This window comes from Klebsiella sp. RHBSTW-00215, from assembly GCF_014103785.1.
Lineage (GTDB): Bacteria > Pseudomonadota > Gammaproteobacteria > Enterobacterales > Enterobacteriaceae > Klebsiella.
In genome coordinates, this window is record NZ_JABXQS010000001.1 from 85348 (window position 1) to 104010 (window position 18663).

Here is an 18663-nt window from a genome sequence, read left to right on the forward strand (position 1 = left end):
GTTATTCCTGTTGCCAATGTTGCCCGCAGTGTACTGCACGCGCGGCGCTTTTTCAGCATTTGCACACATCTCTCCCTTTGCTGACAAAGCGATCAAAATCACAAAATTCAGATCTTAATTTTTTATATCTTGTAACTACAAATGAAACTATTGATGATTATGTGGAACCGGTTTCCTATGTATGCATGATACCGCTCCGTTTACGGCGCGATGACAAGCCAGTACCCCATTGATAAACAGGATAAAATCCGATGTCTAAAAATTATGCAGCCCTGGCGCAGCAGATCATTACGGCGATAGGTGGCGTAGATAACGTCGCCGCCGTTACCCACTGTATGACGCGCCTGCGTTTCGTGGTCAAAGACAGCGAGCAGGTTGATAGCGCCACTTTGAAAGGGCTAAAAGGCGTACTCGGCGTGGTGCGTAGCGACAACCAGTGTCAGGTGATCATCGGTAATACCGTCTCCCAGGCGTATCGCGAGGTGGTGGCCCTGCTACCGGGGGATCTGCGCCCTGCCGAACCGCAGGGGAAACCGCCTATCACCTTAAAACGCATCGGAGCGGGGATCCTTGATGCGCTGATCGGCACCATGTCGCCGCTGATCCCGGCGATTATCGGCGGATCGATGGTTAAGCTGCTGGCGATGATCCTCGAGATGACCGGCGTGCTGCCCAAAGGGGCGCCAACGCTGACCATTTTGACGGTAATCGGCGACGGCGCGTTCTTCTTCCTGCCACTAATGGTGGCAGCTTCCGCGGCGGTGAAATTCAAAACCAATATGTCGCTGGCGATTGCAATTGCCGGGGTGCTGGTGCACCCGAGCTTTATCGAACTGATGGCGAAAGCCGCCCAGGGCGAACACGTTGAGTTCGCCTTTATTCCGGTGACGGCGGTGAAATACACCTATACCGTGATCCCGGCGCTGGTGATGACTTGGTGTCTCTCTTATATCGAACGCTGGGTCGACCGTATCACCCCGGCGGTCACCAAAAACTTCCTTAAGCCGATGCTGATCGTACTAATTGCCGCCCCGCTGTCGATTCTGCTGATTGGCCCGCTCGGCATCTGGATTGGTAGCGCCATTTCCGCGCTGGTTTATACCATTCATAGCTACCTGGGCTGGCTGTCGGTGGCGATTATGGGCGCACTGTGGCCACTGCTGGTGATGACCGGAATGCACCGCGTCTTTACCCCGACTATCATTCAAACCATTGCCGAAACCGGCAAAGAGGGCATGGTCATGCCGTCTGAAATCGGCGCGAACCTGTCGCTGGGTGGCTCATCGCTGGCGGTGGCGTGGAAAACCAAAAACCCGGAATTGCGCCAGACGGCGCTGGCGGCCGCGGCTTCTGCCATTCTGGCGGGGATTTCCGAACCCGCGCTGTACGGCGTAGCGGTGCGCCTGAAGCGACCGCTGATTGCCAGCCTGATCAGCGGCTTTATCTGCGGCGCGGTGGCCGGGATTGCCGGGCTCGCCAGCCACTCGATGGCGGCGCCGGGCCTCTTTACCAGCGTCCAGTTCTTCGACCCGGCTAATCCGATGACTATCGTCTGGGTCTTTGGCGTCATGGCGCTGGCGGTAGTGCTGTCGTTTGTCCTGACCCTGCTGCTCGGCTTTGAAGATATTCCAGTTGAAGAGGCCGCTGCTGACGCCAGACAACGCCAGGCCACGGCTCAAACATCACACGCCTGAACACAATTTTGATAATGAGGTAACACATGGCGACTTTTCCACAGGGATTTTTATGGGGCGGCGCACTGGCCGCCAACCAGTCCGAAGGGGCATATCTGGAGGGCGGCAAAGGGCTGACCACCGTCGATACCATTCCCCACGGTGCTCACCGCCTGCCGGTCAAGCTGGGGCTGGAGAAGCGTTTTGAGCTGCGCGACGATGAATTTTACCCGAGCCACGAGGCCATCGATTTTTATCATCGTTATAAAGAAGATATCGCCCTGATGGCGGAGATGGGTTTTAGCGTGTTTCGCACCTCTATCGCCTGGAGCCGCCTGTTTCCAAAAGGTGATGAACAAGAACCAAATCAGGAAGGGATCGCCTTCTACCGTTCGCTGTTCGAGGAGTGCAAAAAGCACCATATCGAGCCGCTGGTCACGCTGTGCCATTTCGACGTGCCGATGCATCTGGTGACGGAATACGGCTCCTGGCGCAATCGTAAAATGGTGGAATTTTTCACCCGCTATGCCCGCACCTGCTTTGAAGCTTTTGATGGTTTAGTGAAATACTGGCTCACCTTCAATGAAATCAATATTATGCTGCATAGCCCGTTCTCCGGAGCCGGGCTGGTGTTTGAAGAGGGCGAGAATCAGGATCAGGTGAAATACCAGGCCGCGCATCATGAACTGATAGCCAGCGCCTTAGCCACCAAAATCGCCCATGAGGTAAACCCGCAAAATCAGGTCGGCTGTATGCTGGCGGGCGGCAATTTCTATCCTTACTCCTGTAAGCCGCAAGACGTGTGGATGGCGTTAGAGAAAGACCGCGAGAATCTGTTCTTTATCGATGTGCAGGCGCGCGGTGCGTATCCGGTATGGGCCGCACGGGTATTTCGCGAGAAAGGCGTGACGGTTGTGAAAGAAGCGGGTGATGATGAAATCCTGCAAAATACCGTCGATTTCGTCTCTTTTAGCTACTACGCCTCGCGTTGCGCCTCGGCGGAGATGAACGCAAATAACACCAATGCCGCCAATATCGTTAAGTCGCTGAAGAACCCGCATATTCAGGCCAGCGAATGGGGCTGGGGTATCGACCCGCTCGGCCTGCGCATCACCATGAATATGATGTATGACCGCTATCAGAAACCGCTTTTTTTGGTAGAGAACGGCCTCGGCGCGCGCGATGAGATTGACGCCAACGGCGAGATTAACGACGACTATCGCATTAGCTATCTGCGCGAGCATATTAAAGCGATGGGCGACGCCATCGAAGACGGCATTCCGGTGATGGGCTACACCAGTTGGGGCTGCATCGATCTGGTTTCCGCTTCTACCGGTGAGATGAGTAAGCGCTACGGCTTTGTCTACGTTGACCGCGACGACGCAGGCCACGGCACTCTGGCGCGCAAACGCAAAAAATCGTTCTGGTGGTATAAAAAGGTAATAGCCAGCAACGGAGAAGATTTGGCGTAGTTTGCCCCACAGGCTGAGGGATCCTCAGCCTCACAAACACCTGCAACACGGAAATTTTCCCGGCTCGCGCTGCGCTTGTTCATCAACGTCTGCGGGCCGGTAGCCCGAACAGATGTGCAGCATCGCCTCCGGGAATGGCACCCAGCAGCCCCAATATTCCATACAGAATATTTTACACGACCCATTTCACGTCACTATTATTACCCTGAATAAAACAACCTAAAAAATCTTATTCGAGTTAGCCATAACCTAATATTTCCAGTTTCATTTTTTGCATTTTATTTTGTCGAGCTTGCTTCCAGTTTCAGGTTTGCCATTCTGTTTTTTTACTGGCATTTTATTCAGTAGTTTTTAAACGCAAAATAGAGTTTCACAACATATCGCTTGCCCAGCGACAAATAAATAAAATATGGAGAAAACCATGACAGAAGAAAACAATAAAACGGAGTCGCTTATTACCAGGCCCTTTCGTCATTTAAAAGTGGGTTATATCAGGCGCAAAACCCGGCAAAGCCAACGCGGTCAGCAGCATTCATCGTTGAATCTCAATGGCGACTGGCTGGAAGCGGCGGGATTTCCTATAGGTACGACGGTAAAAGTATTGGTGATGCAAGGGAAGTTAATTATCGAGCAGGTTAATGACTAATACATTCCGCGACGCTTTTTTTATTAAGATAAAGCGTCAGCGTATTAATGTTAGTTTCACATAAATAAAAATAACGATGTATTTCTGTTTCCAAAACAAACCAGCTATGGCGGTTTCATTAATATTTACCAGCCATGCCTTTTGAAGCGAATCTTGCCGGAGAGTATCGGCTCTCCGACATTAACCTTACTCTTCCGCCACCTCCAGCTGCGAAAACCCACCGCTCCCCTGCCAGCCGTTAAGTCTCTGATACACCACCTCGACCGCATCCTTAATCGGCTGGGTCATTGGATAGTAGAAGCCGACGATATCCGGCTGAATACCTAAGAAGATCACCTCGCCGATATCCTCTTTCAGCTGATCGATAAGATAGTTAAGCGGCATATTGTGGGTGGTCATCATAAACATCTCGGCGATATCGTCCGGGTCGACGATGCGGATTTCACCTGGGTTCAGCCCCATATCGGTGGCATCGACGATCAGCAGCCGGTCGGGGCGCAGTTCACGAATAGCGACGATATCGTTTTCCGGGGCGCTGCCGCCGTCAATCACTACCCAATCGCCAACCGGATTAGCGGTGCACATCTCCGCCAGCAGCGGGCCTGCGCCGTCGTCACCCATCATGCTGTTGCCGACACAAAGTAAAACATCAGTCACGGAGCCTCCTCACCATCAGGTAGATGGCGCTTTCCTGGTGAATATCATGCAGCATGCTGAGCATAATTTTGCTCCACGCCTGCTGCTCGGGGGTCTGCCCGGCCTGCGCTTTATCGAAAGCGTTGGCGAGCATGGCCACGTGATTGCTGTCGATAACAATCTCGCCATATTTCGGCACACCTTCCATTTTGCGCCGCGCGGTGCTGCCCTCTTCGAGGGTGGCAATCCACGCCAGATACGCCTCCCACGGACAGCTCAGTGCCGCCTCCAGGCAGTCGATCACGCCGAGGTGGTGGCCAATCGCCAGGCTGTAATAGACCACCTGCTGCGCCTGATCGGGCGTGGCATCGTTCTCATCAATAAATTTACGGCTCAGTTGACTGAACACCACCGTCTCGCTCATCGGATACGCGCTCCCTCTACCACCAGGTTAAGATGGGTGACGATCTCGGTCAGACGCGGATCTTTCTCCGCCTCCAGCCAGCGCACCACCTGATTATCGCCCTGTCCGAGCAGGCGCATATAGTCGTCGGCAATCTGGCGGCCGTAGCGATAGCCCGCCAGGCGGCGCGCTTCGCGGTCGATACGTACGCGCAGCGGCTGCACCATGTCCGGGTGAAGAATCTCAGCCGCTTGTTCGTCCTGTTCGCCAGGCAGACGAGCGTGGATTTTCTGCTCCAGCAGGCCCAGCGCCATGGCAAAGCCGTACAGCGTCGCGGCTGGCGTCGGCGGGCAGCCGGGAATATAAACATCTACCGGCACGATTTTGTCGGTCCCGCCCCACACGCAGTAGAGGTCATGGAAGATGCCGCCGCTGTTGCCGCATGCGCCGTACGAGATACAAATTTTCGGGTCCGGCGCAGACTGCCAGGCGCGTAATGCAGGCGAACGCATCGCGCGGGTCACCGCTCCGGTGAACAGCAGAATATCGGCATGTCGCGGCGAAGGGACCACTTTGATCCCAAAACGCTCGGCATCAAACAGCGGCGACAGGGTGGCAAAAATCTCGATTTCGCAGCCGTTACAGCCGCCGCAGTCCACGCGGTAGACGTAGGCGGAGCGCTTAATTTTCTTCAGCAACGCGGTTTTCATGCTGGCGATGGATTCATCCACCGTCATCGGCACCGGGATGCCGTTGTCGTCGCGCGGGCCTAATAAATTGCTCATCAGCTGGCCTCTCTCATATGGCGAGTCAGTTCAATACGATCGGACGGCACCAGACATTTCTGGCGTTTGCACTCCGGGCAGGTCTCAAAGCTTTCGCGATGCAGCTCGGCACGGGTGTCGCCGTTGTGCTTAAGCAGCGCGATGGCGTAGTCGATCTCTTTTTGCACGGCGAACGGACGTTCGCACACCCGGCAGTGGCAGATGTCGAAACGCGATTGCTGGAGAAAATCCTCTTTCTTCCACACCGCCAGCTCGTACTCCTGAGAGAGCTTGATTGCCGCCGTCGGGCAAACTTCTTCACAGCGTCCGCAGAAAATGCAGCGCCCAAGGTTGAACTGCCACGCCAGCTGGTTGGTGCTCAGATCGGTCTCGACCGTCAAGGCGTTCGATGGGCAGGCGTTAACGCAGGCCGCACAACCAATGCACTGCTGCGGATTGTGCTCCGGCTTGCCGCGGAAATTTTTATCCACCGGCATCGGCTCCAGCGGGTATGAATGCGTCGCGGTGCCGGTCTTAATAACTTTTTTAATAAAGGTAAACATTAATTAGTTGCTCCCAGCTTACGTGCGGTGTTTTTACCCTCACCCCGGCCCTCTTCCCAAAGGGAGAGGGAGAAGTACAGACGGCGTTCGGACTTGCCCACAGCGCCAATCTGTCCCCTCATCCTCCCAGGGAGAGGGTGAGGGTCGGAAAACCCCACGCAATGGCTCAATTATTTCAGCGGCGAGTTCTTACGCTCGATGCTGTAGCGCTCCAGCTCTTTGTACGGCACCACTTTGCTCTTCTTCTTGCGCACATCGACCACGGTCATGCGGTCAGTACAGGAGTAGCAAGGGTCGAGGCTACCGATAATCAGCGGCGCATCGGACACGGTGTTGCCGCGCAGCATATAGCGCAGAGTCGGCCAGTTGGCGTAGGTCGCCGCCCGGCAGCGCCAGCGGTATAGCTTCTGGTTGTCGCCGGTCATGCTCCAGTGGATATCATCCCCGCGCGGCGCTTCCGAGAAACCCAGCGCGAAGCGGTGCGGAATATAGGTGAAACCTTCTACCGCTAGTGGGCCGCCCGGCAAGTTATCGAGGCCGAAGTCGATCATGTTTAGCGCGGTATAGACTTCGTTGATGCGCACCTTCAGGCGCGAAATCACGTCGCAGCCCTGCTCGCTGTGCACTTCCATCGGCAGCAGGCCGTAACCGACAAACGGGTGATCGGCGCGGGTGTCGCGGGCATGACCGCTGGCACGCACCATCGGGCCGACGTTGCTGAAGTCGCGGGCGATCTGCGGGTCGAGACGACCAATGCCCACAGTGCGCTGTTCCATATTCGGCGTGCTGAGCAGCATATCCACCAGCTCCTGCACGTCGCGGCGCATCTGCTGCGCCAGCTGACGGGTCTGGATCATGTCCTCTTTCAGCAGGTCGCGACGGATGCCGCCAATCAGGTTCAGGCCGTAGGTTTTGCGCGCCCCGGTGAGAATTTCCGCCATCTTCATCGACGTTTCGCGAACGCGGAAGAACTGCATAAACCCGGAATCGAAGCCGGTGAAGTGGCAGGCCAGGCCGAGGTTGAGCAGGTGCGAGTGCAGACGCTCAACTTCCAGCAGAATAGCGCGGATCATCTGCGCGCGTTCCGGCACCACGATGCCCATCGCGTTCTCGACGGAGGTGGTGTAGGCGGTACTGTGGGCAAAGCCGCAGATGCCGCACACGCGATCCGACAGGAAGGTGACTTCGTTGTAGCCCATGCGGGTTTCCGCCAGCTTTTCCATCCCGCGATGGACGTAGAACAGGCGATAGTCGGCGTCGATAATATTTTCGCCGTCAACGAACAGGCGGAAGTGGCCCGGTTCATCGGAAGTCACGTGCAGCGGGCCAATCGGCACCACGTTGTTCTTTTTCGTACCCAGTTCATTAATGAATTCATAGGTTTCAGCATCGGTGGTCGGTGCCGGGCGCTGACGGTAATCCATGCTGTCTTTGCGCAGCGGATACAGCTCATCCGGCCAATCGTCCGGCAGCACCAGGCGACGTTCGTCCGGCAGCCCTACCGGCACCAGGCCGTACATATCGCGCACTTCGCGCTCGCCCCAAACGGCAGCGGGCACGCGCGGCGTGACGGACGGATATTCCGGCTTATTGGCATCCACTTCCACGCGCACGGTGATCCAGCACTTCGTCCCCTGCTCCATCGACAGCACGTAGTAGACGGCGTAGTGGCCGTTCAGCTTGCGTTCGTCGTTGCCAAACAGCACCGACAGCCAGCCGCCCTGCTTGTAGTAAAGGAACTCGACCACTTCCGGTAAATAGTTGACCTTCACCGTCACGGTAAGCTGGTCTTTGGTCTGCCAGGCTTCATCCAGCACCACGCCCGGAAAGGCCTGATGCAGTGCGGCGAGATAGTGTTGACCGATTTTTTCTTCAGACATGCTCAAACTCTCTTAAATCACGCCACCAGCAAGGAGACGAAGGCTAAAAAGGCTAAACCGAACCCGGTCCAGGTAATGCGCCCGGTGATATCCAGGCGCAGACGCGCCATGCTGTTTTCGAACAGGGCGATAATCAGTACGCCAGCCACCAGCTTGACGACGGCAACCACCAACGCCAGCAGCAGACCGCCGACGCTAAAACTGGTCATCTGCCCCCACGGGATAAACACGCCGACAAACATCTGCAACACCACCAGCTGTTTAAGGCTGATGCCCCACTTCAGCACGCCGAAGCCGCTTCCGCTGTATTCTGAGAGCGGGCCTTCCTGAAGCTCCTGCTCCGCTTCTGCCAGGTCGAACGGCAGCTTGCCCATTTCGATAAAGGTGGCGAAGGCGCAGGCGCACAGCGCCAGAACCAGCGGAATACTGCGCGCGGCAGGCCAGTGGTAAATGGTGTCGGTGATGCTGCTGATATGGGTGGAACCCGCGACCTGCGCCGCAACCCACAGGCCGAGCAGCAGAATCGGCTCCACCAGCACGCCGAGCATCGCCTCACGGCTGGCCCCGATAGCGGTAAACGGGCTGCCGGTATCCAGGCCGGAAATGGCAAAGAAGAAGCGGGCGATAGCGAACAGGTAGATCAGGGTAATCAGGTCACCCAACCCCGTCATTGGCGAGTCAACGGTGACCACCGGCAGCGCGGTGGCGATGGTCAGCATCACGCCGACCATCACGTATGGCGTCAGGCGGAACACCCAGCCGGAGGCATCAGGGCCAATGCTCTGACGGCCCAGCAGTTTGATGATGTCGCGATACTCCTGCAACACGCCGGGACCACGGCGGTTATGCAGACGCGCGCGCGCAACGCGGGTAATCCCGGACAACAGCGGCGCGGCGGCAAACAACACCAGCGCCTGCAACAATGCAATTAATACGCTCATTCTCAGGCTCCTCGCGAAATCACAATCACCACCAGCACCGCCAGCTCAACCAGCGCCACGCCGCGAAACAGCGCGGGTGCAGAAGCGCTCTGCCAGCCGGGGACCAGGCGCACCGGATTCAGCCAGTGGCGCAGCTTCAGCATCGGCGCAAAGGCTTCTTTCACCGGCATGGCGAAACCGTGGGCGGTGATGACCATTGATTTTTCATGGTCGTAGCCGCAGACCCAGGCCGCGCCGCGAGAGCGCGCTGGCAGGCGGTCGCCTTTGAAGAAGATCATCAGCGGCAGCGGCAGCAGCGGGCAGGCAATCAGCAGAATGGCGATCAGCGGCTGGGAGACAACGCTGGAAACTTCCGCCTGAACCGGGAACGCCCCGCTCACCAGCGGCAGCAGCCACGGCGCGGCAATCCCGCCAATCACGCAGCAGACCGCAGCCAGCACCACGCTAAAGGTCATCAGCCACGGCGCGCAGGTGGCATTTTCCGCCTCTTTGCTGCGCGGTGCGCCAAGGAAGGTGACGCCGTAGACTTTCGCCATACACATCACCGCCAGCGCGCCGGTAATCGCCAGGCCCACCGCCAGCAGCGGCCCCAGCAGACGACCAATAAAGGCATCCCCGGTGCTTAGCTTGAAGAAGGATTGATAGATAACCCACTCCCCGGCAAAACCGTTCAGCGGCGGCAGCGCGGCCATCGCCATCAGCCCCACCAGCATGGAGAGCGAAATCAGCGGCATTTTTTTGCCGATCCCACCGAGCTTCTCGATATCGCGATGGCCAGTACGGAACCACACAGCCCCCGCGCCGAGAAACAACGTGGTTTTAAACAGGCTATGGTTGATCAGGTGATACATGCCGCCGATAAATCCCAGCACCATCAGGGTCGGGTTATGGGTAGCGACGCCGGTGACGAACGCCCCGAGGCCGAGCAGGATAATGCCGATGTTTTCCAGGGTGTGGTACGCCAGCAGGCGCTGAATATTGTGCTCCATCAGCGCGTACAACCCGCCGATAAACGCGGTGATCATCCCCAGCACCAGCAGCATTACGCCCCACCACAGCGGCGGTACGCTTCCGGCCAGCGACACCGTCAGGATGCCGTAGAGACCGACCTTCATCACCACCGTCGAGAACAGCGCGGCAGCCGGAGCGCTCGCGCCCGCGTGGGCCTGCGGTGCCCAGCCGTGCAGCGGGATAACCCCGGCCAGCAGCGCAAAACCCACCAGACCCGGCAACCACAGCAGCGCGTTTTGCGGCGCTTCCATCGCCAGTTGGGTAATCTGCGCCAGCTCAAGGGTGCCGTAGAACGACCACACCAGCCAGCAGCTCCATGCCATCAGCAGCGTGCCGAGACGTCCCAGCGCAAACCACAGCTTGCCGGACTGCGCGCAGCCGGTAAGAAAGGCTGCGCAGAGCGCCATAATCTCCGCCATCACCACCAGCGCGCCGAAGTTCGTCACCACCACCGCGCAGGTCGCAGCGGCCAGCAACAGGTTCACCAGCAGGCCGTTCGCTTTGACCTGCGGATGGCGATGCCAGGAAATATTGAACAGTGAAATCGGCAGCGCCGACAAGCCAATCGCCAGCAGCCACAGCGCGTTAACGCCGCCAACCCGCATGGTCAAATGCAGCATCTGCAACATGCCGCCGCTGATGCGTTCCGGCATCAGTAGCGCCGTTCCGCCCGCCAGCACCAGCATTACGCTGGCGACTGCACCGCCAATCCCGGCAATCGCCCCGCTCAGCGGTTTACGCATGGTGAACAGAAATGCCAGCACCGCGCTGGCGGCGTACCAGACCACCGCCTGATTCACTAATGAAATCACACTCATTTCACGTCCCCTTGTTGCGCCTGAAACAGCGACAGATCGCCGAGGTCGGTATTAAAAGTCAGCTGTCGCTTACGCTTGCTGGCCTGGGCGATGTCGCGGATATCCACCAGCAGCAGCGCTTTGGTCGGGCAGGTACGCACGCACGCCGGCCCCTGGTCGTCGAAGTAACACAGGTCGCATTTGACGGCGATAGCGCGCACGCCGGGTACCCAGTCGAGCAGCGAACTGACGCGGGCTGGGGCCGGTGGCGCAGAGGGTGCCAGCGGCGTATTGGCGTTGGCCGGAATATCCAGCGGACGGCTGCCGGAAAACTCAATCGCGCCGAACGGACAGGCGATGCCGCACAATTTGCAGCTTACGCACAGGCTCTCGTTGAGTTGCACCGCGCCATCGACGCGATTAATCGCATTAACCGGGCAGACGGCGGCGCAGGGGGCGTCTTCGCAGTGGTGGCACATCTGCGGCGCGGATTCTTTTTCATTGCGCATTAATTGCAGCCGGGGCATAGATTGCAGTCCCTGCTGGCGGTGAGTCTCAGCGCAGGCGGCTTCGCAGGTGCGACAGCCGATACAGACGGTGGAGTCAGCAATTACAAAACGGTTCACCGGGTCATCCTCGGGTGAAAGTCATTTTTGACGAAAACAGGTTGCGCAGGTGTCAGCTTCGACACTTGTCGACACCTGACGATTAACGGGCCTGCGTCAGGTGGTTTAAATCCACCGGCAGGCCTTGTTCCATAGCTTCATACAGGCGGTCATACACGGTGGCGATGGCCGCCAGATAGTGCTCGAGAACCTGCTCGCGGTCGCGGTTGCTAATACGGCCATCAATGGTGCCGTCTGAACCCAGCGTTGCCTGCGCAATCAAGCGCTTATCGTCACCCGTTTTGGTTTCGACGTAATATTCAATGGTATGGCTGTTAAAGCCTTCTGCCAGCGCGACGTAGACCTGAAAATGGCCAAACAGGACGAAGCACAGCTCTTTGTCCGGCGCACAGCTCATGGAGTGATGCAGACGCGCTTTCGACAGCGTTATCCCCTGAACCAGCGAGTTGCAGTAGGTGTGCCACTGCTCCTGATGCTGGCGGTGACGATCGGCGATGTAGTCCGCCTTTTCACTTAATTCCCAAATAGTCATCCCGGCTCCCCCGTTGTATGAGATGCACCGTTTAAGCATTTTCCGTGCCAAATTTTAATTAATTGATATTTAAAGGATTTAATATAAACAAACCGTTAAAATGACATGTCGATGACGATGTCAGACGGCTGTCATCGTCATTTATCCGACATTAGCTATGACCTGGCATCGTTATTGCATTAATGGGCCATCGCGATACGGAGGCACCATGCACGAAATCACTCTTAGCCAGCGGGCGCTGGAAATTATCGAACAGCAGGCGCAGCAGGCCGGCGCGCGTCGGGTCACCGGCGTGTGGTTGAAGGTCGGGGCGTTCTCCTGCGTGGAAGCCAGCGCGTTGACCTTCTGCTTTGAACTGGTGTGCCGCGGCACGCTGGCGGAAGGCTGCGAACTGCATATCGCCGAACAACAGGCTGAATGCTGGTGTGAAACCTGCCAGCAGTACGTGCACCTTATCTCACAGCACGTGCGCCGCTGCCCACAGTGTCAGAGCGACCAGCTACAGATCGTGGCGGACGATGGCTTACAGATTCAGCGAATAGAAGTAGATCAGGAGTAAATTATGTGTACAACCTGCGGCTGCGGCGAAGGCAACCTTTATATAGAAGGCGACGAACATAACCCGCATTCGGCGTTTCGCAGCGCCCCCTTCGCGCCAGCCCCGCGCCCGATGATGAACATTACCGGCGTCAAAACCGATAACTTCGCCCCCACCCGCTCGGAGGCTGGCGACCTGCACTACGGTCACGGCGAAGCGGGAACCCATGCGCCGGGCCAGAGCCAGCGGCGGATGTTAGAAGTCGAAATCGACGTGCTGGATAAAAACAACCGTCTGGCCGCCCGCAACCGCGCGCGCTTCGCCGCCAAAGGCCAGCTGGTGCTCAACCTGGTCTCCAGCCCCGGCTCCGGCAAAACCACCCTGTTAACCGAAACCCTACTGCGGCTGAAAGAGAAAACTGCCTGCGCGGTGATCGAAGGCGATCAGCAGACGGTGAACGATGCCGCGCGCATTCGCACCACCGGTACCCCGGCGATTCAGGTCAACACCGGTAAGGGTTGCCACCTCGACGCGCAGATGATTGCCGACGCAGCCCCGCGCCTGCCGCTTGCCGACAACGGCATTCTATTTATCGAAAACGTCGGCAACCTGGTGTGCCCGGCGAGCTTCGACCTCGGCGAGCGCCATAAAGTGGCGGTGCTGTCGGTGACCGAAGGCGAAGACAAACCACTGAAGTACCCGCACATGTTCGCCGCCGCCAGCCTGATGCTGCTCAACAAAGTTGACCTGCTGCCGTATCTCAACTTTGACGTTGAACAGTGCCTCGCCTGCGCCCGCGAGGTGAACCCGAATATTGAAATCATCCTGCTTTCCGCCGCCAGCGGCGAAGGCATGGACCAGTGGCTTAACTGGCTGGAGGCGCAGCAATGTGCATAGGCATTCCAGGACAAATCTGCGCCATTGACGGCAATCTGGCGAAGGTCGAAGTGTGCGGCATTCAGCGCGAAGTCGATCTCACCTTAGTCGGCGCGGTCGACGACCAGGGCCAGCCGCGCCTGGGCCAGTGGGTGCTGGTGCACGTCGGCTTCGCCATGAGCATCATTAATGAAGCCGAGGCCCGCGACACCCTGGAGGCGCTACAAAATATGTTTGAAGTCGAGCCGGACGTCGGTGCGCTGCTGTACGGCGAGGAGCGGTAATGCGTTTTGTTGATGAATACCGCGCCCCGGAACAGGTGATGCAGCTGGTGGAGCACCTCCAGCAGCGGGCGCACCTGTTGCCGCATACCGCCGAACGTCCCCTGCGCATAATGGAAGTGTGCGGCGGTCATACTCACGCCATTTTTAAGTTTGGCCTCGACCAGCTGCTGCCGGAAAACATCGAGTTTATTCACGGCCCCGGCTGCCCGGTATGCGTGCTGCCGATGGGGCGCATCGACGCCTGCATCGATATCGCCAGCCGCCCGGGGGTGATTTTCTGTACCTTCGGCGACGCCATGCGCGTGCCGGGAAAAAACGGTTCGCTGCTGCAGGCAAAATCGCGCGGGGCAGACGTGCGGATTGTCTATTCGCCAATGGATGCCCTGAAGCTGGCGCAGCAGAACCCTGAGCGTGAAGTGGTATTCTTTGGTCTCGGCTTCGAAACCACCATGCCCGCCACCGCTCTGACCCTGCGTCAGGCCCGCGAGCGCGGCGTATCCAACTTCTACTTTTTCTGCCAGCACATCACCCTGCTGCCGACCCTGCGCAGCCTGCTCGATCAGCCGGATAACGGGATCGACGCCTTTCTCGCCCCCGGGCACGTCAGCATGGTCATCGGTACCGAAGCCTACGGATTTATCGCCAGCGACTATCATCGTCCATTAGTGGTGGCAGGATTCGAACCGCTTGATCTACTGCAAGGCGCAGTGATGCTGGTTGAGCAGACAATAGCGCGGCACAGCGAGGTGGAAAACCAGTACCGCCGGGTGGTGCCCGATGAAGGCAACCCGCTGGCGCAGTCAGCCATCGCCGACGTTTTCTGCCTCAGCGGCGACAGCGAGTGGCGCGGTCTGGGGGTGATTAGCGATTCCGGCGTGCGTCTGACGCCCGCTTATCAACGCTTTGACGCCGAGGCGCATTTTCGCCCGGCACCGCAGCGCGTTTGCGACGACCCGCGCGCCCGCTGCGGCGAGGTGCTGACCGGTCGTTGTAAACCTCATCAGTGCCCGCTGTTCGGCAATACCTGCAACCCGCAAAGCGCGTTCGGCGCGCTGATGGTCTCATCGGAAGGCGCCTGTGCCGCCTGGTATCAATATCGCAGTCAGGAAATCGAAGCATGAAAAGCGTCCAGTTAGCCCACGGTAGCGGCGGTCAGGCGATGCAACAGCTGATCGGCTCCCTGTTTATGCAGGCTTTCGCCAATCCCTGGCTGGCGGAGCAGGAGGATCAGGCGCGTCTCGATCTCGCTCAGCTTACCGCTCAGGGCGACAGGCTCGCCTTCTCCACCGACAGCTACGTTATCGATCCGCTATTTTTCCCCGGCGGCAATATCGGCAAGCTGGCGGTCTGCGGCACCGCCAACGATGTGGCGGTGAGCGGCGCGATCCCACGCTATCTCTCCTGCGGATTTATTCTTGAAGAGGGGCTGGAGATGGCCACTCTCGAAGCGGTGGTGAGTAGCATGGCGCAGACCGCGCGGGAAGCGGGTATCGCTATTGTCACCGGCGATACCAAAGTGGTACCGCGCGGGGCGGCGGATAAGCTGTTTATTAACACCGCCGGGATCGGCGTCATCCCCACCAGTATTCGCTGGGGGGCGCAACAGATTAGCGCCGGCGATGTCCTGCTGGTCAGCGGCACGCTTGGCGATCATGGCGCGACGATTCTCAACCTGCGCGAGCAGATGGGGCTGGACGGCGCGCTGTCCAGCGACTGCGCGGTGTTGACGCCATTAATTCAGGCCCTACGCGATGTGCCTGGCGTCAAAGCGTTGCGCGATGCGACCCGCGGCGGAGTAAACGCGGTGGCCCATGAGTTCGCCGCCGCCAGCGGCTGCGGGATTGAGCTGCACGAACAGAAGCTGCCGGTTAACGATACCGTGCGCGGCGTGTGCGAGCTGCTCGGGCTGGACGCGCTAAATTTTGCCAATGAAGGTAAGCTGGTCATTGCCGTCACCCGCGAGGCGGCGGAAAGCGTACTTGCGCATTTACGGTCTCACCCGTTAGGGCGAGATGCGGCGATAATTGGCGACGTTGTTGAGCGCCGGGGAGTGCGATCCATTGGCCTGTACGGCGTGAAGCGCACGCTCGACCTTCCCCACGCCGAGCCGCTGCCGAGAATTTGTTAACGGGGGACGTTTAGCTCAGAGGATTAATCCCCTCACCCCGGCCCTCTCCCATAGGGAGAGGGAGAAAACCGGCCCGACCAGCGCAGAGGAACGATCCCCTCTCCCCTTTTGGGGAGAGGGTTAGGGTGAGGGGAAATATACGCGCCGATGCCCTCACCCCGGCCTCTCACCGGGAGAAGGAGAAAACCGGTCTGGCTCACAACATCATTATCCAGCCCAAACCATCGGGCACCCACGGATGGGTTAACAGCGGCAACAACCGCTTTATTAACATACTATTATTTGTGTCATCACTTTCTTCTGCGCCGCGTTGTGGTGCTTTTTGGACTTAAGCAATGTCGTATACACCGATGGGCGATCTTGGGCAGCAGGGTCTGTTCGATATCACCCGTATTTTATTACAGCAGCCGGACCTGGCCGCGCTGAGCGAAACGCTGACCCGCCTGGTGCAGCAATCCGCGCTCGCCGACCGGGCGGCGATTATTCTGTGGCAAGCGGGTAACCATCGCGCAATCCGCCACGCCTGCGATGACACGGGCCATCCGGTCAGCTACGAAGATGAAACCGTCCTCGCTAACGGCCCGGTACGACGCCTGCTGTCGCGCCCGGACGCGCTGCATTGCGATAGCACCACCTTCGCCGAAACCTGGCCGCAGCTCGCCAAAAGCGGACTCTATCCCGCTTTTGGCTACTACTGCCTGCTGCCGCTGGCGGCAGAAGGCCGCATCTTCGGCGGCTGCGAGTTTATTCGCGACGACAACCGTCCGTGGACAGAAAAAGAGTACCAGCGGCTGCATACCTTTACGCAAATCATCGCCGTGGTTACCGAGCAGATCCAAAGCCGGGTCAGCAATAACGTTGACTACGACCTGCTGTGCCACGAGCGCGATAATTTCCGTATTCTGGTGGCGATCACCAACGCCGTACTCTCGCGGCTGGATATCGACGAGCTGGTCAGCGAAGTGGCAAAAGAGATCCACCGCTACTTCCGCATCGACGCCATCAGCGTGGTGCTGCGCAGCAACCGCAAGGGCAAGCTCAACATCTATTCCACCCACTATCTCGACGCCAGCCATCCGGTGCACGACCAGAGCGAAGTGGACGAGGCCGGCACCCTGACCGAGCGGGTGTTTAAGAGCAAAGAGATGCTGCTGCTCAACCTGCACGAACACGACCCGCTGGCGCCGTACGAAAAAATGCTCTTCGAGATGTGGGATAACAAAATTCAGACCCTGTGCCTGCTGCCGTTGATGTCTGGCAATACCCTGCTCGGCGTGCTGAAGCTGGCGCAGTGCGATGAGAAAGTGTTTACCACCACCAACCTTAAGCTGCTGCGGCAAATCGCCGAGCGCGTATCGATTGCCGTCGATAACGCCCTCGCTTATCGCGAAATCCAGCGTCTGAAGGAGCGTCTGGTCGATGAAAACCTCGCCCTGACCGAACAGCTCAATAACGTTGAAAGCGAGTTTGGTGAAATCATCGGACGCAGCGAAGCGATGAACAGCGTGCTCAAGCAGGTCGAAATGGTGGCGCACAGCGACAGCACGGTGCTGATCCTCGGCGAAACCGGCACCGGAAAAGAACTGATTGCCCGCGCCATTCATAACCTCAGCGGGCGCAATAGCCGTCGGATGGTCAAAATGAACTGCGCAGCGATGCCCGCCGGGCTGCTGGAAAGCGACCTCTTTGGTCACGAACGCGGAGCCTTTACCGGCGCCAGCGCCCAGCGCATCGGCCGCTTCGAACTGGCGGATAAAAGCTCGCTGTTCCTTGATGAAGTGGGCGACATGCCGGTAGAGCTTCAGCCGAAGCTGCTGCGCGTGTTGCAGGAGCAGGAGTTCGAGCGCCTCGGCAGCAATAAGTTGATTCACACCGACGTGCGGCTGATCGCCGCGACCAACCGCGATCTTAAGCAGATGGTCGCCGATCGCGAATTCCGTAGCGATCTCTACTACCGCCTGAACGTCTTCCCGATCCACCTGCCGCCGCTGCGCGAGCGCCCGGACGATATCCCGCTGCTGGTAAAAGCTTTCACCTTTAAAATCGCCCGTCGTCTGGGACGTAATATTGACAGCATTCCGGCAGAAACCCTGCGCACCCTCAGCCGCATGGAGTGGCCGGGTAACGTACGCGAACTGGAGAACGTCATTGAGCGTGCGGTGCTGCTGACCCGCGGCAACGTGCTGCAACTATCACTGCCGGAAATGAGTATCGAGCAGGAACCGCTGGCCGCAGAAGTGCTGCCGGAAGACGGCGAAGATGAATACCAGCTGATTATCCGGGTACTGAAAGAGAGCAATGGCGTGGTCGCCGGACCGAAAGGCGCGGCCCAGCGGCTGGGGTTAAAGCGCACAACATTGCTTTCAAGAATGAAACGGCTGGGCATTAACAAAGACGATCTGCTATAACCATTGGGGTCATTAATAACACATTGAATGGAGGCGTTATGGCGGTATCAGCACGTAACCAACTCACCGGCACGGTCAGCGCAGTCGCAACCGGCGCGGTCAACGATGAAATCGAACTAACGTTAGCGGGCGGCGCAAAGCTGGTGGCAATCGTTACCCACAGCAGTAAGGAAGCTCTGGGGCTGGCGACCGGTAAAGAAGCCATTGCGCTGATTAAAGCGCCGTGGGTCACTCTGGCGACGGAAGATTGCGGTCTGAGGTTCTCCGCCCGCAACCAGTTTGCCGGTAGCGTAAGCCGGGTGACTGAAGGCGCGGTAAACGCCACCGTACATATTCAGGCCGACGCGGGCTTTGAAATCATTGCCGTCGTCACCAATGAAAGCCAGGAAGAGATGAAGCTGACACAGGGCAGCCGCGTGATTGCGCTCGTTAAGGCTTCCGCCATTCTTATCGCCACCCGCGCTTAATCCACATCCAAAATGCTG

Annotated in this window: 19 protein-coding genes; 10 read left to right on the forward strand and 9 right to left on the reverse strand. The window is 58.2% G+C overall.

Annotated features, from left to right (window positions below):
• Positions 1 to 251 precede the first annotated feature (251 nt).
• The 3 genes from ascF (at position 252) to HV127_RS00465 (ending at position 3791) form a co-directional block, all read left to right on the forward strand.
• Positions 252 to 1694 carry a PTS cellobiose/arbutin/salicin transporter subunit IIBC gene (gene ascF / locus HV127_RS00455; RefSeq protein WP_182234377.1) on the forward strand — a complete coding sequence of 481 codons (1443 nt, stop codon included), beginning with the start codon at positions 252 to 254 and terminating at the stop codon, positions 1692 to 1694.
• 26 nt (positions 1695 to 1720) lie between these two features.
• Positions 1721 to 3145 carry a 6-phospho-beta-glucosidase gene (locus HV127_RS00460; RefSeq protein WP_182234379.1) on the forward strand — a complete coding sequence of 475 codons (1425 nt, stop codon included), beginning with the start codon at positions 1721 to 1723 and terminating at the stop codon, positions 3143 to 3145.
• Positions 3146 to 3566: 421 nt separating this feature from the next.
• Positions 3567 to 3791 (forward strand): SymE family type I addiction module toxin, encoded by a 225-nt coding sequence (locus tag HV127_RS00465; protein ID WP_182234381.1) that lies wholly within the window; start codon positions 3567 to 3569, stop codon positions 3789 to 3791.
• Positions 3792 to 3977: 186 nt separating this feature from the next.
• On the opposite strand, the gene hycI is transcribed toward HV127_RS00465, so the two are convergent.
• From hycI to hycA, 9 genes are all read right to left on the reverse strand, one after another.
• The gene (hycI, locus tag HV127_RS00470) at positions 3978 to 4448 is read right to left on the reverse strand and encodes a hydrogenase maturation peptidase HycI (protein WP_182234383.1); all 471 of its coding nucleotides are present in this window, start codon (positions 4446 to 4448) and stop codon (positions 3978 to 3980) included.
• Positions 4441 to 4851 carry a formate hydrogenlyase maturation HycH family protein gene (locus HV127_RS00475; RefSeq protein WP_182234386.1) on the reverse strand — a complete coding sequence of 137 codons (411 nt, stop codon included), beginning with the start codon at positions 4849 to 4851 and terminating at the stop codon, positions 4441 to 4443. The genes hycI and HV127_RS00475 overlap by 8 nt, the downstream gene beginning before the upstream one ends.
• Positions 4848 to 5615 (reverse strand): NADH-quinone oxidoreductase subunit B family protein, encoded by a 768-nt coding sequence (locus HV127_RS00480; protein ID WP_181485179.1) that lies wholly within the window; start codon positions 5613 to 5615, stop codon positions 4848 to 4850. Before HV127_RS00480 ends, HV127_RS00475 begins: the two co-directional genes overlap by 4 nt.
• Entirely contained in the window at positions 5615 to 6157 is a 543-nt protein-coding gene (locus HV127_RS00485) for a formate hydrogenlyase complex iron-sulfur subunit (protein ID WP_139539505.1), read from the reverse strand. Before HV127_RS00485 ends, HV127_RS00480 begins: the two co-directional genes overlap by 1 nt.
• A gap of 170 nt (positions 6158 to 6327) precedes the next feature.
• On the reverse strand, positions 6328 to 8037 hold the full coding sequence (gene hycE, locus HV127_RS00490) for a formate hydrogenlyase subunit HycE (protein WP_182234396.1): 1710 nt from the start codon (positions 8035 to 8037) through the stop codon (positions 6328 to 6330).
• 17 nt (positions 8038 to 8054) lie between these two features.
• On the reverse strand, positions 8055 to 8978 hold the full coding sequence (locus HV127_RS00495) for a respiratory chain complex I subunit 1 family protein (RefSeq protein WP_182234398.1): 924 nt from the start codon (positions 8976 to 8978) through the stop codon (positions 8055 to 8057).
• Between the two features lie 2 nt (positions 8979 to 8980).
• Positions 8981 to 10807 carry a formate hydrogenlyase subunit 3 gene (hycC, locus tag HV127_RS00500; protein WP_182234400.1) on the reverse strand — a complete coding sequence of 609 codons (1827 nt, stop codon included), beginning with the start codon at positions 10805 to 10807 and terminating at the stop codon, positions 8981 to 8983.
• Positions 10804 to 11412, reverse strand: coding sequence for a 4Fe-4S dicluster domain-containing protein (locus HV127_RS00505; RefSeq protein ID WP_182234402.1), 609 nt, complete (start codon positions 11410 to 11412; stop codon positions 10804 to 10806). The genes hycC and HV127_RS00505 overlap by 4 nt, the downstream gene beginning before the upstream one ends.
• 82 nt (positions 11413 to 11494) lie before the next feature.
• On the reverse strand, positions 11495 to 11944 hold the full coding sequence (gene hycA, locus HV127_RS00510; protein ID WP_182234410.1) for a formate hydrogenlyase regulator HycA: 450 nt from the start codon (positions 11942 to 11944) through the stop codon (positions 11495 to 11497).
• Positions 11945 to 12152: 208 nt separating this feature from the next.
• Here hycA and hypA point away from each other — a divergent pair, with 208 nt between their 5' ends.
• The 7 genes from hypA to HV127_RS00545 all read left to right on the forward strand — a co-directional run bounded on the left by hypA (position 12153) and on the right by HV127_RS00545 (position 18645).
• Positions 12153 to 12503, forward strand: coding sequence for a hydrogenase maturation nickel metallochaperone HypA (hypA, locus tag HV127_RS00515; RefSeq protein ID WP_182234412.1), 351 nt, complete (start codon positions 12153 to 12155; stop codon positions 12501 to 12503).
• A 3-nt stretch (positions 12504 to 12506) separates the two neighbouring features.
• Positions 12507 to 13379 carry a hydrogenase nickel incorporation protein HypB gene (gene hypB / locus HV127_RS00520; RefSeq protein ID WP_182234414.1) on the forward strand — a complete coding sequence of 291 codons (873 nt, stop codon included), beginning with the start codon at positions 12507 to 12509 and terminating at the stop codon, positions 13377 to 13379.
• Positions 13370 to 13642, forward strand: coding sequence for a HypC/HybG/HupF family hydrogenase formation chaperone (locus HV127_RS00525; RefSeq protein ID WP_181485173.1), 273 nt, complete (start codon positions 13370 to 13372; stop codon positions 13640 to 13642). Before hypB ends, HV127_RS00525 begins: the two co-directional genes overlap by 10 nt.
• Positions 13642 to 14763 (forward strand): hydrogenase formation protein HypD, encoded by a 1122-nt coding sequence (hypD, locus tag HV127_RS00530; protein ID WP_182234416.1) that lies wholly within the window; start codon positions 13642 to 13644, stop codon positions 14761 to 14763. Before HV127_RS00525 ends, hypD begins: the two co-directional genes overlap by 1 nt.
• On the forward strand, positions 14760 to 15770 hold the full coding sequence (gene hypE / locus HV127_RS00535) for a hydrogenase expression/formation protein HypE (protein WP_182234418.1): 1011 nt from the start codon (positions 14760 to 14762) through the stop codon (positions 15768 to 15770). Before hypD ends, hypE begins: the two co-directional genes overlap by 4 nt.
• Positions 15771 to 16105: 335 nt before the next feature.
• Positions 16106 to 18178: a formate hydrogenlyase transcriptional activator FlhA gene (gene flhA, locus HV127_RS00540; protein ID WP_182234420.1), complete on the forward strand. Its 2073-nt coding sequence runs from the start codon at positions 16106 to 16108 to the stop codon at positions 18176 to 18178.
• Positions 18179 to 18216: 38 nt separating this feature from the next.
• The gene (locus HV127_RS00545; RefSeq protein ID WP_182234422.1) at positions 18217 to 18645 is read left to right on the forward strand and encodes a TOBE domain-containing protein; all 429 of its coding nucleotides are present in this window, start codon (positions 18217 to 18219) and stop codon (positions 18643 to 18645) included.
• The last annotated feature ends 18 nt before the right edge of the window (positions 18646 to 18663 follow it).